This window comes from Ruegeria sp. HKCCSP351, assembly GCF_017872535.1.
Taxonomy (GTDB): domain Bacteria; phylum Pseudomonadota; class Alphaproteobacteria; order Rhodobacterales; family Rhodobacteraceae; genus Ruegeria.
Window position 1 is genome coordinate 17,251 of record NZ_JAEDOV010000013.1, and the last position, 16,413, is coordinate 33,663.

General features: G+C 55.6%; 13 protein-coding genes and 3 pseudogenes. 4 read left to right on the forward strand and 12 right to left on the reverse strand.

Going from position 1 to position 16,413, the window contains the following annotated elements; genetic code table 11:
* Positions 1-81 precede the first annotated feature (81 nt).
* The 7 genes from hisD to I9182_RS19230 all read right to left on the reverse strand — a co-directional run bounded on the left by hisD (position 82) and on the right by I9182_RS19230 (position 7,640).
* Positions 82-1,422 carry a histidinol dehydrogenase gene (hisD, locus tag I9182_RS19200; protein WP_209599325.1) on the reverse strand — a complete coding sequence of 447 codons (1,341 nt, stop codon included), beginning with the start codon at positions 1,420-1,422 and terminating at the stop codon, positions 82-84.
* Between the two features lie 11 nt (positions 1,423-1,433).
* The gene (locus I9182_RS19205) at positions 1,434-1,964 is read right to left on the reverse strand and encodes an ester cyclase (RefSeq protein WP_209599326.1); all 531 of its coding nucleotides are present in this window, start codon (positions 1,962-1,964) and stop codon (positions 1,434-1,436) included.
* A 132-nt stretch (positions 1,965-2,096) separates the two neighbouring features.
* Entirely contained in the window at positions 2,097-3,125 is a 1,029-nt protein-coding gene (locus tag I9182_RS19210) for an ester cyclase (RefSeq protein WP_209599327.1), read from the reverse strand.
* Between the two features lie 179 nt (positions 3,126-3,304).
* Positions 3,305-4,186, reverse strand: a complete 882-nt coding sequence (locus I9182_RS19215; RefSeq protein WP_209507350.1) for a carbohydrate ABC transporter permease — start codon at positions 4,184-4,186, stop codon at positions 3,305-3,307.
* Between the two features lies 1 nt (position 4,187).
* A complete protein-coding gene (locus tag I9182_RS19220; RefSeq protein WP_209599328.1) occupies positions 4,188-5,216 on the reverse strand; it encodes a sugar ABC transporter permease in 1,029 nt (342 codons plus the stop codon).
* A gap of 65 nt (positions 5,217-5,281) precedes the next feature.
* On the reverse strand, positions 5,282-6,508 hold the full coding sequence (locus I9182_RS19225; RefSeq protein WP_209507352.1) for an extracellular solute-binding protein: 1,227 nt from the start codon (positions 6,506-6,508) through the stop codon (positions 5,282-5,284).
* Between the two features lie 82 nt (positions 6,509-6,590).
* Positions 6,591-7,640, reverse strand: a complete 1,050-nt coding sequence (locus tag I9182_RS19230) for an ABC transporter ATP-binding protein (RefSeq protein ID WP_209599329.1) — start codon at positions 7,638-7,640, stop codon at positions 6,591-6,593.
* A gap of 160 nt (positions 7,641-7,800) precedes the next feature.
* Here I9182_RS19230 and I9182_RS19235 point away from each other — a divergent pair, with 160 nt between their 5' ends.
* Together I9182_RS19235 and I9182_RS19240 are read left to right on the forward strand one after the other, a co-directional pair.
* Positions 7,801-8,802: an ester cyclase gene (locus I9182_RS19235; protein WP_209599330.1), complete on the forward strand. Its 1,002-nt coding sequence runs from the start codon at positions 7,801-7,803 to the stop codon at positions 8,800-8,802.
* Positions 8,799-9,683, forward strand: coding sequence for an amidohydrolase family protein (locus I9182_RS19240; protein WP_209599331.1), 885 nt, complete (start codon positions 8,799-8,801; stop codon positions 9,681-9,683). The genes I9182_RS19235 and I9182_RS19240 overlap by 4 nt, the downstream gene beginning before the upstream one ends.
* Before the next feature lie 75 nt (positions 9,684-9,758).
* Here the strand turns inward: I9182_RS19240 and I9182_RS19245 are convergent.
* Positions 9,759-10,899, reverse strand: a pseudogene (locus I9182_RS19245) (IS3 family transposase).
* A 64-nt stretch (positions 10,900-10,963) separates the two neighbouring features.
* Here I9182_RS19245 and I9182_RS19250 point away from each other — a divergent pair.
* Positions 10,964-11,506, forward strand: a pseudogene (locus I9182_RS19250) (IS110 family transposase); the annotation flags it as partial.
* Between the two features lie 270 nt (positions 11,507-11,776).
* Positions 11,777-12,091: pseudogene (locus I9182_RS19255) on the forward strand (transposase); the annotation flags it as partial.
* Between the two features lie 189 nt (positions 12,092-12,280).
* Here I9182_RS19255 and I9182_RS19260 read toward each other — a convergent pair.
* From I9182_RS19260 to I9182_RS19275, 4 genes are all read right to left on the reverse strand, one after another.
* Positions 12,281-13,519, reverse strand: coding sequence for a DUF2254 domain-containing protein (locus I9182_RS19260; RefSeq protein ID WP_209599332.1), 1,239 nt, complete (start codon positions 13,517-13,519; stop codon positions 12,281-12,283).
* A gap of 67 nt (positions 13,520-13,586) precedes the next feature.
* The gene (locus tag I9182_RS19265) at positions 13,587-14,837 is read right to left on the reverse strand and encodes a cation:proton antiporter (protein ID WP_209507357.1); all 1,251 of its coding nucleotides are present in this window, start codon (positions 14,835-14,837) and stop codon (positions 13,587-13,589) included.
* A gap of 99 nt (positions 14,838-14,936) precedes the next feature.
* On the reverse strand, positions 14,937-15,662 hold the full coding sequence (locus I9182_RS19270; protein WP_209599333.1) for a Crp/Fnr family transcriptional regulator: 726 nt from the start codon (positions 15,660-15,662) through the stop codon (positions 14,937-14,939).
* 416 nt (positions 15,663-16,078) lie between these two features.
* Positions 16,079-16,405: a hypothetical protein gene (locus I9182_RS19275; protein WP_209599334.1), complete on the reverse strand. Its 327-nt coding sequence runs from the start codon at positions 16,403-16,405 to the stop codon at positions 16,079-16,081.
* Positions 16,406-16,413: the final 8 nt, after the last annotated feature.

The following is a 16,413-nucleotide window of genomic DNA, read 5'->3' on the forward strand; positions in this document are numbered from 1 at the left end:
CGAAATCTCGCATTATTTTAACTTCTTATCCAAAAAATTCTGTAGGGCCCCGGTCGAATCCCTGTGCAAGATTCGTCACGCTTACGAAGTCGCATCGGCCGTCTCGCGATATGGTGCGCCTTCACCATAGGGCACGTTGATGCCCCCATAACGCCGGACACGGATGTTGCATTGTTCGGCATGGCCGACAAAGCCTTCCAGCATACACAGACGTGAGCCGTATTCGCCGATCATCGCCGCTGCCTCATCAGTGACGACTTTCTGATAGCTATGGGTTTTCATGAATTTGCCGACCCAGAGCCCGCCGGTATAGCGCCCGGCCTTTTTGGTCGGCAGTGTATGATTGGTTCCGATCACCTTGTCGCCGTTGGCTACGTTGGTGCGTGGACCAAGGAACAGCGCACCGTAACAAGTCATGTTTTCCAGGAACCAGTCGTCGCGATCTGTCATGACTTGAACGTGCTCGGACGCGATGTCATCGGCCACTTGAAGCATCTCGTCATAGGTGTCGCAGACGATGACCTCGCCGTATTCCTCCCAACTGACCTTGGCAGTGCCGGCGGTGGGTAGGATCCCGAGGATACGGTCGATCTCGCTCAGTGTTTCTTGGGCCAGCTTGTACGAGTTGGTGACCAGAACGCAGGGGCTGTTATAGCCATGCTCAGCCTGTCCCAGCAAATCGGTCGCACAAAGCTCGGCGTCCGCAGCAGTTTCATCTGCGATGACCATCGTCTCGGTCGGACCCGCGAAAAGATCGATACCGACGCGGCCAAACAGCTGGCGCTTGGCTTCGGCCACAAAGGCGTTGCCGGGGCCAACCAGCATGTGAACCGGATCAATGGTCTCAGTCCCTATCGCCATGGCACCGATGGCCTGGATACCGCCCATGACATAGACTTCATGCGCACCGCCTAGATGCATCGCTGCGATCACGGCCGCATTGGGTTTGCCCAGGAAGGGCGGGGTACAAGCTATGATGCGCGGAACACCGGCGACCTTGGCAGTTGCCACTGACATATGCGCCGAAGCCACCATCGGGAATTTGCCACCGGGGACATAGCATCCCACTGACTGTACCGGAATGTTCTTGTGACCAAGGATCACTCCTGGCAGAGTTTCAACCTCGATATCCAGCATCGAGTCGCGTTGTGCCTGCGCAAAGTTCGTCACCTGCTTCTGCGCGAATTTGATATCGGCCAGTTCGCGTTCAGTCAGCGAGTTGATCAACTCGTCGATCTGATCCTGGCTCAGGCGGAAGCTTTCCGGCGAGTAATTGTCGAACTTCTCAGACAGCTCGCGCACGGCGGTATCGCCGCGGGTTTCGATATCCGCCAGCGTTGCTTCGACAACAGCTCGGGTATTGGCATCGTCTTCCGCCCGATCAGCTTCAGGTTTGCCGTGTTTCAGGTATTCAATAGCCATTGTCTCTATCCTCAGTTTTCGGGCCGGGGTGGAGTTTTTTCTCCCCGGTCAAATGCTTCCCAGCCTTCGCCGTTGAACAGATCAACGCCAAGCTGCGCGGCGACATGGGCGAAATCGACGTTCACCCAGTTGTCAACGATCTTGCCATCGACGACTTTCCAGAAATCCATGTATCGGATCTCGACCCGCTTGCCGGTGGGCGCGATGCCCAGAAACTCGCCCGAGTGGGTTGCCTTCTGACGGCCAAAGGCCGCAGCCCATTCGCCCATAAAAAGCCGGGCCTCATCAATGCAGGTCTTGTCCGAGAACGCCGCCTGAAACGGGCGTTGCCAGTTTTCCTGAAACTCCTTGAGCCCAGTTTTGGTGCCGCAGCCCCGGTTGCCGATCCAGCGGAACCCTTCTGCGAAGAATTCGCCGATATCGTCGATGCGGTGATCGTTCAAACCATCGACCATCCCCTCGATCACGGCGCGGGTCTCGTCGGTTTTTCTCATGTCCGTGTCACGTGTCAGCACGGCCTGTTCGGGGCGGGAGCCCTTCATGTGTCTGTTCCTTTTATGGTTACCAAGGGGTTTTCTGTCTGGACGGGGAGGGTTGGTCGGCCGTCAGAAAATCCCTTGGCATCCGGTTGAGCGCCGGGTGGCGCGCAATGGCGTTATGTCTGGCGGAACAGCTCATTGGGTCTGTTCAGAAATTTGGGCAAAAAGGTCGTAACCCAGTTGCAACAGCAGATGTGGAATATCGAGCATGCACCAGTTCTCGATGATCTTGCCGTCTGCGCAGCGCCACCAGTCGCAGTCACGCATAAAAACGCGCTTTCCCGTTGGCTCCAGGCCCAGGAAGGATTTGACGTGGACGCCGGTGATCTGCGGCCAGCCGCACAGGAATGCATAGTCGCCATCCCCGACCTTGCAATTCGAACCGACGCCGGTGACGCCTGCGTCCTTGCCGTCGCCCCAGCCTTCGAACGTGTCCTCGAAGGGGGATTGGAATTCGGCGAAGGCATCGACCGTGGCATAGGATCCCAGCCCGCCGGGACCGTACCACACCATTCGGTCATCCCAATAAGGCCGCCAGCTTTGGTCCTCAGTCGTTAGCTGTTTTAGCATGTCCTCGACCAGATCTGCTGTGGAGCGTGACTGCGCTGGGTCTGAAGGCCCAATGACGATGCCGTCATGCGTTGCCGGACCTGGCACGACACCTTCATAGCCCTGCAGTTCCAGCGGCCAGAGGCCAAGCGCGATGATCAACTCGGCAAAGCCGAGGAAGACATAGGATTCGACGATCTTGCCATCTTCCATTCGGTGGAATTCACCAAATCGCAGAAATGCCAGTTTGCCGCTGGGTGGAATACCACAAAGCGGTCGCTTGAAATGACCGTGGAAATACCCGGTCGAGGTGACCCACTCGCTTCCCAGGTATTCGCCACCTGTGACCACATAGTTCTGACGGGTGAGCCCCTCGAATGCCTCTGAAATCGGTAAGATGACAGAGCTGATGTAGCCGTTGCCATCAGGGGCTGCATTGATCGGATGGCTCGCTTCGGTAGTGGCCGTTGCGGCGAAGATCTCGCTGGCGGCCGTCTCCATGGTCTCGCCGAGGCCCTTGTCAAAGCTTTCGAGAAACTGACGATAAAGCTGTTTGTTTTCAAACGTGGTTTCGGTAGCGATGCCCATGGCGGGGCGGTTTGAGCGTGCGTTCATGCCGCTGTCCTTTTTCAAACGGATTCCAATTTGCGTTGATGCTGTGCGGGCACGAGGCCCCGCGCGCATCAAGGCAAAGGGAATTCGCCCTGGCCGCCGCGCCCGGCGCGCAGCCAAGTTCAGGCTGGCTGCATGCGCATGGGCAGATACGGACTGAGGATGCGTGGGGCCCATTCGTGTCAGCCTTTCACCGCCCCTGCAGTCAGGCCGCCGACGATCTGGCGCTGGAAGAACATCACCAGGATGAACAGTGGAACAGTGGCAGAAACCACGGCTGCAACAGCGAACATCACGTTGCCCTCGGTTTGCGTTGTACCGAGAAACGCGGCAATGGCAGGCACCATAGTACGGTTGCTTTCAGACAGCAGCATCGCCCCCACGGCAAAGTCGTTATAGGCCAGAAGGAAGGAGAACAGCCCGGTCGTGATGACGCCTGGCCACATCACCGGAATGATCACACGTCGGAAAGCCTGAAACTGGTTGCATCCGTCGACCTTGGCACTTTCATCCAACTCGCTCGGGATGTTCTTGAAGAAGGAATGCAGCATCCAAAGAGTGAAAGGCTGGTTGATCGCCACGAGCACGATAATGGTGGTTGGAAGAATTCCCCAAACATTCCATTCAAAGAAGGGTAACAGATAACCTGAGACCAGAGTGATTGGCGGCATTGCACGGAAAATCAACGCCGTGATCAAAAGCCAGAATGTGTAGTTGTAAGTAGACCGCGAAAGGGCATAGCCCCCTAACGTCCCGATAGTCAGTGAGATGGTAACAACAAAGAAACAGACGATCCCGGTGTTCAGAACATTGCGCCAGAACTCTTCCTGAATCCATGCGCCCTCATATCCGGTGGTGGTGAACGGCGAGCCATAAACCGCTTCGGTTCGGGCACCGGTCAGGGCGTTGGTCCAGTCAGCGATCGAGAAGAAATCCAGCTCGACCTTGAACGACCCCCAAACCGTCCAGAGGAACGGAAAGGCGGCCAGGATAAACCATAGGAGCACAAACAGGGATGAGGCGATCCGAAGGCTTGTAGGCATTCTTTGCGCGCGGCTGGCCATATTATCTTGCTCCTTTGAAATCGCGCCAGGTGCGGACAAGCACGGGCGACAGAAGAATTGCGACCCCAAAAATCGTCATCACAGAGGTAGCTGCAGCGGAAGACAGTTGCCGAGTCTCGCCACCGAGATCGTAAAAGATGAAGGTGCTGAGTGATTGCGCATGCGCTTGTGCACTGAAGCCGATGATAGGTTCAAACACCTTGAAATTGTCCATCAACTGGATCAGTGCAACAAATGTGACCAGGGGCATGAGATGGGGAACAACCACGAATTTGACCTGCTGCCAGCGCGTCGCCCCGTCTATCTGGGCGGCCTCAATCTGGTCTTGGGGCAAGGTTTGCAGGCCAGCATAGAACACGACAAAGGCAAAAGGCGCAGCGTGCCAAACACCATAGACCATCAGCGCTACCCACATCAGCCCTGTTGATGCTTTCAGGCTGAAATCCGGATCTCCAGCAAGATATACGAGGGCGTTGCCGATCACCCCGCGACTGTCAATCATCCAAAACAGGATGAGCGAGCCGATCAGCGGGGTCACGATCATGGGCAGAAGAGAGAAAAAGATCATCAGACCTTTGAGTTGCCTGTGCAGGGAGTTTACTGCCAGCGCAATCACCAGCCCCAAAATAATTGTGAGCGGTGTCACGACAGCAACGAAGGTCAGCGTGAATGCCATCGCCCGGTAGAAGGGCAGATTACCAAGCTCGGTGAAGAAGCCGCCCCATGTTTCATTCGCGGCCCAGATTTGACCAATTTCCTGAATCGCCAGATGGCCTCGGTTAAAGTAAATGTCCAGTCCCACAAACCGGCCCAGAGGTTTCTCGGCGCGAAGCGCCGCGGTGGCCTCTTGATCAACAGTGGTCTCAGTTGTGCATCCGATAAGCGGGGTACAGTTTTCGACCTCTAACAGAACGGCCGGGTGGGGCGCGAAGATCGATTGAGTCACCACCGAGACAATTGGCATTGCAATGAACAGCAGCATCGCGAGTCCTGTGGGCAGGAAGAACCAAAGGAATGTCTTATGGCGCATGTTGCAATCCTCGTGTCAGTGGGATTGCGCGGGCGGTTATCAAAGGCACCCGCGCAATAGACTTCTTATTGCAGATAGCCTTGCTCGATGGCGGCGGCACGATAGGCGGCTTCTACATCAGCCAACGCTTGTTCCGCGCTTTCCTTGCCCTGCATGAAATCAGCAAGTTCGTTGCCAAGTGCGCTGTGCATGAGCCCCATGTACGGCAACATCGGATACGGTGGCGTGCCCATTTTGGCCGCAGCAAACACGCCCTCGGCATCTTTTCCCGGCTGGTAGCCTTCAATCAGCCAGACCGCCAACGGCGTGGTTTCATCGTTCAGCATGTCAGGACGGATGCCATGTTTCATTGCAATGAATGTGGCCTCGGCCTCTTCATCTGAGATGTTCTTTCCGACAGTCCAACCGTCCCACCACAAGGTCGTTGCAGGGATATCTCCGCCACCAACTGTCAGCGGCGCGCCAATCGCATGGCCGTCGATTACCTCCTGCAACACACCTTCGGTGGTGGTTTGCTGCGATGCGCGCGAACCCCACATATTCATGATTGCAACGTTGCCAGCACGGTATTCGGCATTGGTGGCGTTGGAGTCATGAGTCAGGAAGTCGGGGTTCATGTATTCCGACAAAGCCTTCATCATATTCAGGGCGTTGACACCAGCCTCAGAATTCACGTTGGGTTCGGCCGTACCGGGTTTAAAATGGCTGCCGCCATAACCAAGGAACATATTGTTGAATTCCTGCGCCAGGTTCCAACCCGATGCATAGGCTCCACCAACCGGGTTTTGCATAATACCCTGCGCACGAATGGCCTCGGCCACCTCGAGCATTTCCTCATAGGTAGTCGGGACTTCCACACCGGCTTGCTCAAGGATATCCTTGCGGTACATCAGATGCTGCGCGTTCGCCATGAAGGCGATAGCCATGATGTTGTCGCCAATCTTGATCAGCTGCCCAGGCTGCAGGTCCTGACCATACTTTTCCACCAGATCATTGAGCGGACGAATTACGTCTTCGTTCATCAGTGCCACAACCGAACTATTGGCGATGATTGCGGTCGTGTATTCCGACGGATTGCCCGACAGGCCAGCCACGTTGATGGTCTGGTGCTCGGATGTCAGGTTGGATTCTACCGACGCCCCGGTGCATTCCTTCGCTCCGGCTGCGACGGCCTGGATGGCCGCAAATTCATTGCCGACTATGTTGACACGTGCGCCGATTTCGCAGGCATATCCCGCGCTTGCGGCAAAGGCGGCTACCGAGCCGGCCAATGCAATTTTCTTCAGAAACATCAATATTCCTCCCTAGATGGATGGTGCATCTTCGAAGTCTGCACCCAGATTACCCCGTCCCAACGGGTGTTGTTTGCGGTTCTCAGCCTTCCAGGCGAGCCCCGGTTTTCGCATCAAACAGATGGCAGTGATCAGTATGGATATGAATCGAGACCTGATCGTCGATTTCGGCCCGATAGGTTTTGTCGGCCTTGACCGAGACCAGCGCACCACCGATCCGAACCGAAACCATGGTGCTGTCGCCCAACAGCTCTTGCGTATAGATCGGCGCGTTGATCTCGCCGCCACTTTCCACAACATTTGCGTCCTCGGCGCGAAACCCCAGCGTGATAGGACCGTCCGGCGCGTTCAACCCGTGCACCTCTGTGCTTTGGGCGCGGAACACGCCACCCTGAACCTCGCCATCGACAAGGTTCATTGCCGGGTTGCCGATGAAGCTGGCCACAAATGTATTTGCAGGTTCATCGTAAATATCGGTTGGGGAGCCAACCTGCTGAACCACACCTTGTTTCATGATCACCACCCGATCAGCCAAGGTCATTGCCTCGATCTGGTCGTGGGTCACATAGATCGTGGTGACCGCCAATTCGTGGCTCAGGTTCTTGATCTGCGCGCGGGTGGAAACGCGCAGTTTTGCGTCAAGGTTGGATAGTGGCTCGTCCATCAGGAACACGTTCGGCTCGCGCACAATGGCACGAGCCAGGGCAACCCTCTGACGCTGACCGCCAGACAGTTCCGCCGGTTTGCGGTGCAGGAAGTCATCCAGCTCGACCATCGCCGAAGCGCGCCGCACTTTTTCGTCATGGGTAGCAGGGTCAATACCGCGAACTTTCAGCGGGAAGCGAATGTTCTCATATACATTCATATTCGGATACAGCGCGTATGACTGGAACACCATCGCGACATCGCGGTCTTTGGGCTCCATGTCATTTACTCGGGCGCCATCGATCAGGATATCGCCCTCAGACGCGTCCTCGAGACCAGCAATCATGCGCATTGTCGTCGTCTTTCCGCAACCTGACGGCCCAAGAAGCACCAGAAATTCCTTGTCGGCTATTGTCAGGTCAAAATTGTCAACTCCAACAAACGATCCCCAACGCTTTCCAACATTGCGAAGTTGAATTTCGGCCATTCTGTCCTCCCTGCTGCACGTATCGTGCATACGCTTGCAAAACCATAGACAACAAAAGAAACATCTGGCAAGTTTTTTTTGCATGCGTGTGCAAACGTCGACTTCATCTTCTTCGCAATTCGCCCCATGACAGCGACCAAAGAACTGAAAGAAAGTAATAATGTCCTATGAAATCCAAAAAGCGATCATCTTGGATTACTACTCGGCGCTCAGCAGCGTAAAAGAATCGGATATCGCTAACACGTTGTCTGAGTTCTGCGCAGAAGACTACCTGTGGCGCGGTTTCCACCCGTTTGATGAGCTTCGGGGCACCCATGACGTAGCGCAGGCATTCTGGCGTCCCCTGAAGCAAAGCCTAGGGAATATGCAGCGCCGGATGGACGTGTTCATGGCCGGAAAAAACGAGATGGACGGATTCACCTCGGTCTGGGTTGTTTCAATGGGGCACCTGATGGGCCTGTTCGATAATGCGTGGCTGGGCATCGCCCCCACAGGCAAGATGGCGTTTTTGCGCTATTGTGAGTTCAACAGGATCGAGAATGGGAAGATCGCCGAGACGGCGATGTATTTCGACATCCCGCATTTCATGATGCAAGTCGGGTTGCAGCCCTTCCCGCCCCAAACCGCAGCCCACCTGGTGCAACCCGGACCGATGACGCATGACGGGTTGATGTTCAACCCGCAGCCTGCCGAAGAAGGCGAGAAAACTCTCGGCACGATCAATGCTATGATTTCCGATCTCGGCCAATGGAACAGCGGCCTGAGCCTTGAGGAAGAATTGCGCCAGACATGGAGCGAAGACATGATCTGGTGGGGCCCTGCCGGGATCGGTGCGACCTATACGATCGAGCGCTATGCAAAGCAGCACTCAGGCCCGTTCCGCGCATCCTTCACGGACCGTTCAAAGACCAAACACATCTGCCGCATGGCTGAAGGCCACTATGGCGGCTTTTTTGGCTGGCCGAATTTCACGGCGCGACCGACCGGCGGGTTCATGGGCATGCCCGCCACCGACAAGGCCGGTGAATTCCGCGTGATCGACATCTATCGACGCGAAGGAGACAAACTGGCGGAGAACTGGATCTTCATCGATCTGCTGCATTTCTGGAAGCAACAGGGCGTCGATATATTGGGGCGCATGGCGAAAGTACCGCGAACATGACCGGCTGGATCGACGCCCATCACCACCTTTGGGACCTTGAAGCCGTGAACTACCCCTGGCTGATGGCGCGCGGGGTGGAAAGGTTCTTTGGCGACCCGACGCCGATTCAACGGAATTACCTGCTGCGCGAGTTCCGGTCCGAAGCCGCGCCCTGCGGAGTCGGTGCCTCGATCCATATCCAGGTGGGAGCCAAAAACGGTCTGGACGAAGCCCGGTGGGTTCAAGCTGTCGCCGATACCAATCCAGACTGGCCAATGGCGCAGGTTGTGTTCTGTGACCTGACCTCGGCTGACCTACCCGCCCGGCTTGATACGTTTCAGGCCCTTCCAACTGTACGCGGTGTGCGCCAGATCGTCGGGCGCGCACCCGGAGAGGACGCGCAGACGGGCACAAATTCTCTGCTGGATGATCCGCGATTTCTGGATGGACTGAAGGAGGCTGGACGGCGCGATCTCAGCTTTGATCTCCAGCTCATTCCCGAATTGATCGGAAAAACTACCCGAATTCTTGCGCAAGCCTCGAATACACGAGTCGCTCTATGCCATGCCGGATCACCACATGACCGTACCCGCGCGGGCCTGAAAAGCTGGGCTCAAAGACTGCGTGCGCTGTCCGATCTGCCGCATGTCTCGTGCAAACTCTCAGGCCTGGGCATGTTCGATCACAACTGGACGCCTGACAGCATTCGCCCGATCGTGGAGATTTGCCTTGAACAATTCGGACCCGAGAGGGTCATGTTTGGTTCGAATTTCCCGGTCGACAAGCTCTATGGCAATTATGCATCGCTGGTACAGGCTTACCGTGATTTGGTACCGGCTGAAGCACAATCGGCGGTTTTCAGAGAAACCGCCGCACACTTCTATGATCTCGAGGTGCCCTGAGAGTTATATTCACTGACTCGGCCCCTTGATCCGGGCCGATCGGATGTAGAATCTGTTCCCGTTTCTTTCTCGTGATTAGGTTGTGGTCAAGGCCTGCTGAGCGGAGCGGTTGCGTAGCTCAAGCGAAGCAGGCCGGGCGGTACGGTTAAGATTAGCGTAAACGGCTGGTGCCAGTCCGCCGAGAGAAGTGTGCGGTCGCTGTGTATTGAAATCGATCCTCCAGTTTTCGATGATCTTTCGGGCTTCGGCCAGGTTACCGAAGATATGTTCATTCAGGCACTCATCTCTCAGACGGCCATTAAAGCTTTCCACGAACGCGTTTTGCATTGGCTTGCCTGGTGCGATGTAATGCCAGCCAACACCAGTATCTTGGCACCATCGGAGAACGGCGTGAGATGTCATTTCCGTTCCATTGTCCTGACAATCATGTCCGGCTTGCCACGCTTGCGGATCAGATCATCCAGTTCACGGGTCATCCGCGCACCGGACAACGAACGATCTACGACTGTTGCCAGTGCCTCCCGGGTGCAATCGTCCACGATACATAGCACACGGAACCTCTGCCCATCTTCAAAGGCATCCGATACGAAGTCGAGCGACCATCTTTGATTGGCACGATCTGGCACAAGAATAGGCCTGCGCGTGCCCAAAGCCCGCTTGCGTGACCGCCTGCGGCGCACCGCCAGCCCTTCCTCGCGATAGAGCCTGAACAGTTTCTTGTGGTTCACCTCAAAACCCTCTCTGGCAAGCAGAATGCCCAAACGGCGATATCCAAACCGACGCCGTTCATTCGCCATTTCGTGCAGTCGTTTGCGCAGGACCTCATTACCCCGATCCTGCTTCTGATACTGAAAGACTGACCGGTGCAGATCAGCCAGCTCACACGCCCGACGCTCAGACAAACCATGCCGGTCCATGACGTCCGACACAGCCCTGCGTTTTACATCAGGCGTTAGTAATTTTTTGTCGCCAGATCCTTCAGAGCTGCATTATCAAGCATCGCGTCCGCGAGCATGCGCTTCAAGCGATTGTTCTCGTCCTCCAACGCCCGCAGCTTCTTTGCATCTGACACGTTCATCCCGCCAAACTTCGCTTTGTATTTATAGAACGTGGCATCACTGATCCCGTATTTCCGGCACAGCTCCTGAGCTTTAACCCCTGCCTCATATTCCTTGATCACACCAATGATCTGTTCGTCACAAAATCTGCGTTTCATAGTCCATTCTTTGCTTGGACGGATTACTAACACCTCAGTGGCCTGATTTCAGGGGGCTGGGTCACTTTTGGAGGATGAATCCGCGGATATGCCAACGCTGACCCGAGAGGAATGCAAGGAACTACTAGCGCAAATTGCCGAGAAAACAGCTCGTATTCTTGAAAGGAACAAGAAGCTTTCAACTCTGGCGTCCCAGTCGGACAGAGCTCGTCGGCTCCAGACCATGCCGGGTGTCGGTCCGATCACAGCCATCGCGGTAGAGGCATTCGGACCTGACATGTCCCAGTTCAAAACTGGGCGTGACTTTGCTGCGTGGCTGGGTCTTGTCCCGAAGCAGCACTCCTCCGGAGGCAAGGAGCGCCTGGGACGTATGACCAAGGCAGGCCAGGCAGATATCCGACGCCTTCTGATCATTGGCGCAATGTCGCGACTGAATTGGCTTGGAATGCGCTCGGTTGCTGAGGGTAGCTGGCTGTCACGTATGTTGGCGCGCAAGCCCAAGATGCTGGTCGCGATCGCACTGGCCAACAAAATGGCTCGGCAAATCTGGGCAATGCTCACGAAACACGAAGACTACATTGATCCGGAACTTGCAGGCGCGGCATGATGCTCATGTAAGACTGCGAGGACCGGTACCACGGGAGTGTGAGAAGACAATGACATGAATGGGCGCAACGATCGAACAGATCTGGATCAGGGAAACCAGTTAGTCGCTGCGAGTACAAAGCTCGAAAGTTAGATTTGGACCTGATCCGCTGATCACCATCCCGGCCCGCGGCTTCTGGGAATGCCGCCAAAAGAGGCCTTACAGAAGTTCGCACTCGATCACGCACCTTAAGAGTCAAAAACTCCTTGCACTTTGGGCGGCAACCACAGAAGCGACTACATCGGCGCGCGGGCGTTGTTCAGCAGCATCCCAAAAGTCGACTGGCTGCTCGGAGATCGCGGCTATGACGCCGACTGGTTTCGAGAAGCGTTAAAAGACAAAGGGATACGCGCCTTCATTCCCGGCCGTAAGCAACGCAAGACCCCGGTCAAATACGATAAGCGCAGGTACAAACGCCGCAACAGGATCGAGATCATGTTCGGCAGGCTCAAGGACTGGAGGCGGGTCGCAACCCGCTATGACCGATGCCCCAAAGTATTCCTTTCCGCTACCGCGCTCGCAGCAACCGTCATCTATTGGTTATGAATCCTGACCCTAGTGGATAGGCAGCGACACACTGACACAACAGTTACACGAGTATTATCAAAGTCTTGTCGCGGCATCGCTCCCGATAATACCGAGATCGAAATTCCATTCCCCTATCGCATTTTGACATTCAAAGGTGCATTGCCCGTCGAGCAGCAGGCACCGAAGGAGTGACACCGGGGCCATCTGTCATTGGTGGTCTTGCTGCAATGTGTCCAATTCATGCTTGACCGCATCAAACCGAGGCCCCGGAGGAAGCTGTCGCGCCAGTTCCTGCAACAACATCTCTGCATGTCGCTTTACCATTATGTCGCCCAAGATGTATTGGCGACTGTCGACGTGGGTGATGTGAAGCAGCTGATGGAACGTGACCGGCGGAATTTTTACGTGATGCGAAGGGCACCGCGCTATGGCTACTGTTTCTGACACCGCGAGTTCCTGAAGCGACGCATGCAGCCAGTTCAGACACGTGCAGGCAGTGTAGGGGTCGTTCACACTCGGAGACAAAGCGCGGGCGATGATCTCGACCAGTTGCTGCGCCACGAACATGACGTTCTGAGTGTCGGTTTTTCCCGCTCCGGTCGCAAAACAGGCCCGAAGCTGCGCCTCCGTCGACTCAGATAGCGGTTCCCCTGAATAGACTTTCAGGGCTGGGCGTTGCGGGTGAACAAATTGACCCGGCACAGCGAGAACTTCGATATTCAGGTCTTTTTCAGCGGCTGTTTTGGTGATTTGGTTGAAATCTACAGCTTGGACGTAACCGGCTGTCTTAAGGAACATCGGTTTGGGATCCTGACCTTCTGTTTCTTTCATCCAGTCAGACTCAATCTCATCGCCCAAGGGGGCTGAACCATTTGCCTGACACAACTCGATGAGCTGTGACTGCAGTTTGGAGCCGAGTTTATGGCAAAGGTTCTCAAGATTGATCATCTCGGGTACGTGGTGAATGAAATAGATCATCACGATCACCGATGCGAACGTCATGACCAATGCGAGAACAAGGGACAAAAGCGGCACGAACGTCAGCCCGTCAGCACCGAAATCCTGCACCGATCGCAGCGTCGCCAGTGCAAAAACAAAGGTGGAAATCAATACCCCAAGACTGATCTGGGTACCACGATCACGCATGAAATTGCCAATCAGGCGCGGACCGAAATTGGAGGACGCGAACGATACCGCGACAACAGTCATGGAAAACAGGACCCCGGTTACGGTGATTACCGATTGTGCAATGACCGACAACAGCGACCGGACAGCATCGGATTGCGTGGTCATCCAGTCCCGCAGCATGGGCGTGTACAGGTTCGAAAAATGGCGGTCCAATGCTTCGATTCCAATCGCCAGGAGGAAGGCCACCACCATCATCAGGCCGGGAACGAACCAATAGCTTGCGCGCATATCCTGCAGGAGTTTCGTTATCCGGGCCATATTCTCTAACCTTCCTGCTTTTCCGCACCGCTTTGCCGACAGGGCGTCAGCAGAATGTCCCCGAACCTCAATGAGCCGTATTGCTGCGAATGCCTTCCATCGCGCGCGCCACTGTGAACCCATGCAACACCGTTGACACTAGGATCACCAGCCCGACCAGTGACCATATCTGGATTTCATTCGCAAATTCGACGTGCCGACCAGCGTAACACAGGTAGTAGATCGAGCCGATGCCGCGCACGCCGTATATTGCTACGATGGCACGGTCCCTACCCCTGACATGGGTTCCGATCAACGAAAGCCACCCGGCAACAGGGCGGATTACGGCAACCAATGCCAAGGTCACAAAAAGATGTACCCATTGGAGATCGGCAAGCAGAACAGGCAAAACGTACCCAAGAGCGACCAGCAAAAGCGCCGTCAGCGCGTGTTCGATATTCTCGCAGAAGTCATGCAACCGCCTGTGAAACTGGTGTTGGCTTTCGACACGGCGCAGTGCCAGTCCCATCACTGCGACCGAGATGAATCCATACCCCTCTGCCAACTCGGTCGAGCCGTAGCACAGCAGTACACCCGCAAGAGCCAAAACCCCCGAGGCCGTGTCGGCAAGCGCGGATCGGCGCGGAAACTGGAAAAGTACCTGTCCCAGAACCCAGCCGCCTGCTCCGCCCATCAGGACACCGACCGTGATCCGGTACAGCACATCCACCAGGAACCATTCCATGACCCAGTCCGAGGGGTTCAACCCGTGCAGCGCAACCAGAAGACCCAGATAGACAAACGGGAAAGCAAGCCCGTCATTCAATGCAGCTTCGGTTGTCAGCGTGAACCGGACCCGATGCTCTTCTCCCTCGTGCGGCGGCCCGACCTGCACGTCCCCAGCAAGCACAGGGTCGGTCGGCGCAAGAACCGCGCCCAGAAGAATAGCCCCAGCCACGGTCATCCCGGCGACCCCTGCCCCGAGAACAGCCACTGCAAAAATCGTCAACGGCATCGCAATCGCCAGCATCCGCATGGTCGGAAACCAGCGCAGCGCCGGTCCAAGATTGTCGATCCGCAAACCGGCGGTGAACAGGGCAACAATGACTGTCAATTCGCTCGCAATCTCCCAAGGGTGCGGCGCAATCCTGGGGTCGGGAACGGCAGGCAGGCCGGGAACAAACCAATAGGCGCACATACCAAACAGGATCAACAGCGGTGCCGCAGCTGGTTCACGTGTAGAAATGAACCGCGGAAGCCATCTTGCCAATATCACGATGGCGCCTGTTACGGTCAGAGCGACGTGGTAAGGTTCAAAACTGAAGAATTCCGTTGTCATGCGATACTGTACTTTCTGAGGCTGATCAGAGGGTTGTCGTTTTACAGCACTATTCCGAAGGGGTTAGGCCAGTCGTGCAAACATGCGCACGCTTCGGAATCAGATTAGCGGTCGCTTCTCAAGATCAGCGTCGGTTCCCGCCAAGTCCGCAATCTTTGCCCGATCCATCAACTGCAACCGACCATCGCTCCAATCTGCAATGTTGTCGCTCCGCAATTTTGCAAGTGTTTTGTTTGTGTGAACCAGGGACAATCCCATCGCATCCGCTAGGTCCTGTTGGCGGAACGGCAAAGGCACTACGCCTGCCTCATCCGCAAGCCCGACGGCACAGGCACGGTTGTAAAGGCGCAGCAACGCCCATGATATCCGCTCCAGAGCGGTTTGCTGACCGACAGACGTTAGCGCTTCGGCGACCATATGCTCTTCAACAGCCGCCAACCACGTCAAATCAAACCCGCGTTCAGGGCTGGATTGGTAGATCTTCCACAACACTTTCCGGTCAAAGACGCACAGGTGCATGTCCGTCGTCGCTTCGACCGAGTGCTTCATTTCGTCCATCACGGCAGCCTGAAGACCTAGAAAATCCCCAGGATAAACAAAATTCACGACCTGTCGTTGTCCGTCCTCCAATGTCCGATAACGGACCCCCATACCTGAAAGCACAGTGAACAATTGCGGTGATTTTGCACCCTGAGCAAGCAGAGGTGTTCCCGCTTCAACCCGCATCTCGCCAGCTTTACAGGACTGCGTAAGCTCCACATCTTCCTGAGAAAACTCATCGAAATAGTCAAAACGGTGCAGCGGGCAGTTCTTGCACTTGTACATCCTAAAATCCCTCTTTCCCTATGTCACAGTTTAAAGCGGAAGATCGTCGGTTCGTTTATATCTGAACCGAGAAAGGGGGTCCGTTGACATGACCAACCCCGATAATCGCTTCATGTGGATCATCGAACCCGATATGGTCGTGTTTCAGGACCTGTCCGAGATCTTTCAAAACTATCTGCCGAGTTTCGAGCAGAAGTCATTTCACAAACCGGAGGATATTCTGTTTTCCTATCCGCTCCCGCACCTGGCGGCGATCAGATGCGGTTCCTTCGCACTAGCAGTCCAAGAGTTGGTTCACAGGTTATCCGCGTCGAAAGTGCCAACCATACTGATTGGAAACGGTAACAGAACGTTTGACCAGCCGTCGATTTATTCGATCAGCGTACCTTTTTCCGACACCCACATCCGCACGGTTCTCAACCAGATCGGTTACGCGACGCCATCGCCGCCCCTTCAGCCATACCGGCGGTGAACGCATCAGCCATCGGGGGCAAGGGCCGTTTTTCCATCGCCTGTTCTTGCATGTTGTGACCTTTGTTCAGGGTCGCCATCAACGCGGCAATTCCGGCAAACCCGAACCAAATACATCCCATGATGAACAGGCGGATTGGCAAGGACAAACCTGCCGCGGCCAGCGCCGCAAGGCTGGCAGCGGTTCCAAACCCCAGTGCGACGGCCATCGACAAGGCAGCAATAGTCCAGCAGACGGTCAACCACGCGGCCTGGCGCATGTTTGATTTCACGCGGGAAA

Excerpts from the sequence above, each read along its gene's own strand:
- I9182_RS19210 (WP_209599327.1), bottom strand. The coding sequence starts at position 3,125 with ATGAACGCACGCTCAAACCGCCCCGCCATGGGCATCGCTACCGAAACC.
- I9182_RS19260 (WP_209599332.1), bottom strand. The coding sequence starts at position 13,519 with ATGGCCCGGATAACGAAACTCCTGCAGGATATGCGCGCAAGCTATTGG.
- I9182_RS19270 (WP_209599333.1), bottom strand. The coding sequence starts at position 15,662 with ATGTACAAGTGCAAGAACTGCCCGCTGCACCGTTTTGACTATTTCGAT.
- I9182_RS19215 (WP_209507350.1), bottom strand. The coding sequence starts at position 4,186 with ATGGCCAGCCGCGCGCAAAGAATGCCTACAAGCCTTCGGATCGCCTCA.
- hisD (WP_209599325.1), bottom strand. The coding sequence starts at position 1,422 with ATGGCTATTGAATACCTGAAACACGGCAAACCTGAAGCTGATCGGGCG.
- I9182_RS19220 (WP_209599328.1), bottom strand. The coding sequence starts at position 5,216 with ATGCGCCATAAGACATTCCTTTGGTTCTTCCTGCCCACAGGACTCGCG.
- I9182_RS19235 (WP_209599330.1), top strand. The coding sequence starts at position 7,801 with ATGTCCTATGAAATCCAAAAAGCGATCATCTTGGATTACTACTCGGCG.
- I9182_RS19265 (WP_209507357.1), bottom strand. The coding sequence starts at position 14,837 with ATGACAACGGAATTCTTCAGTTTTGAACCTTACCACGTCGCTCTGACC.
- I9182_RS19230 (WP_209599329.1), bottom strand. The coding sequence starts at position 7,640 with ATGGCCGAAATTCAACTTCGCAATGTTGGAAAGCGTTGGGGATCGTTT.
- I9182_RS19225 (WP_209507352.1), bottom strand. The coding sequence starts at position 6,508 with ATGTTTCTGAAGAAAATTGCATTGGCCGGCTCGGTAGCCGCCTTTGCC.
- I9182_RS19240 (WP_209599331.1), top strand. The coding sequence starts at position 8,799 with ATGACCGGCTGGATCGACGCCCATCACCACCTTTGGGACCTTGAAGCC.
- I9182_RS19205 (WP_209599326.1), bottom strand. The coding sequence starts at position 1,964 with ATGAAGGGCTCCCGCCCCGAACAGGCCGTGCTGACACGTGACACGGAC.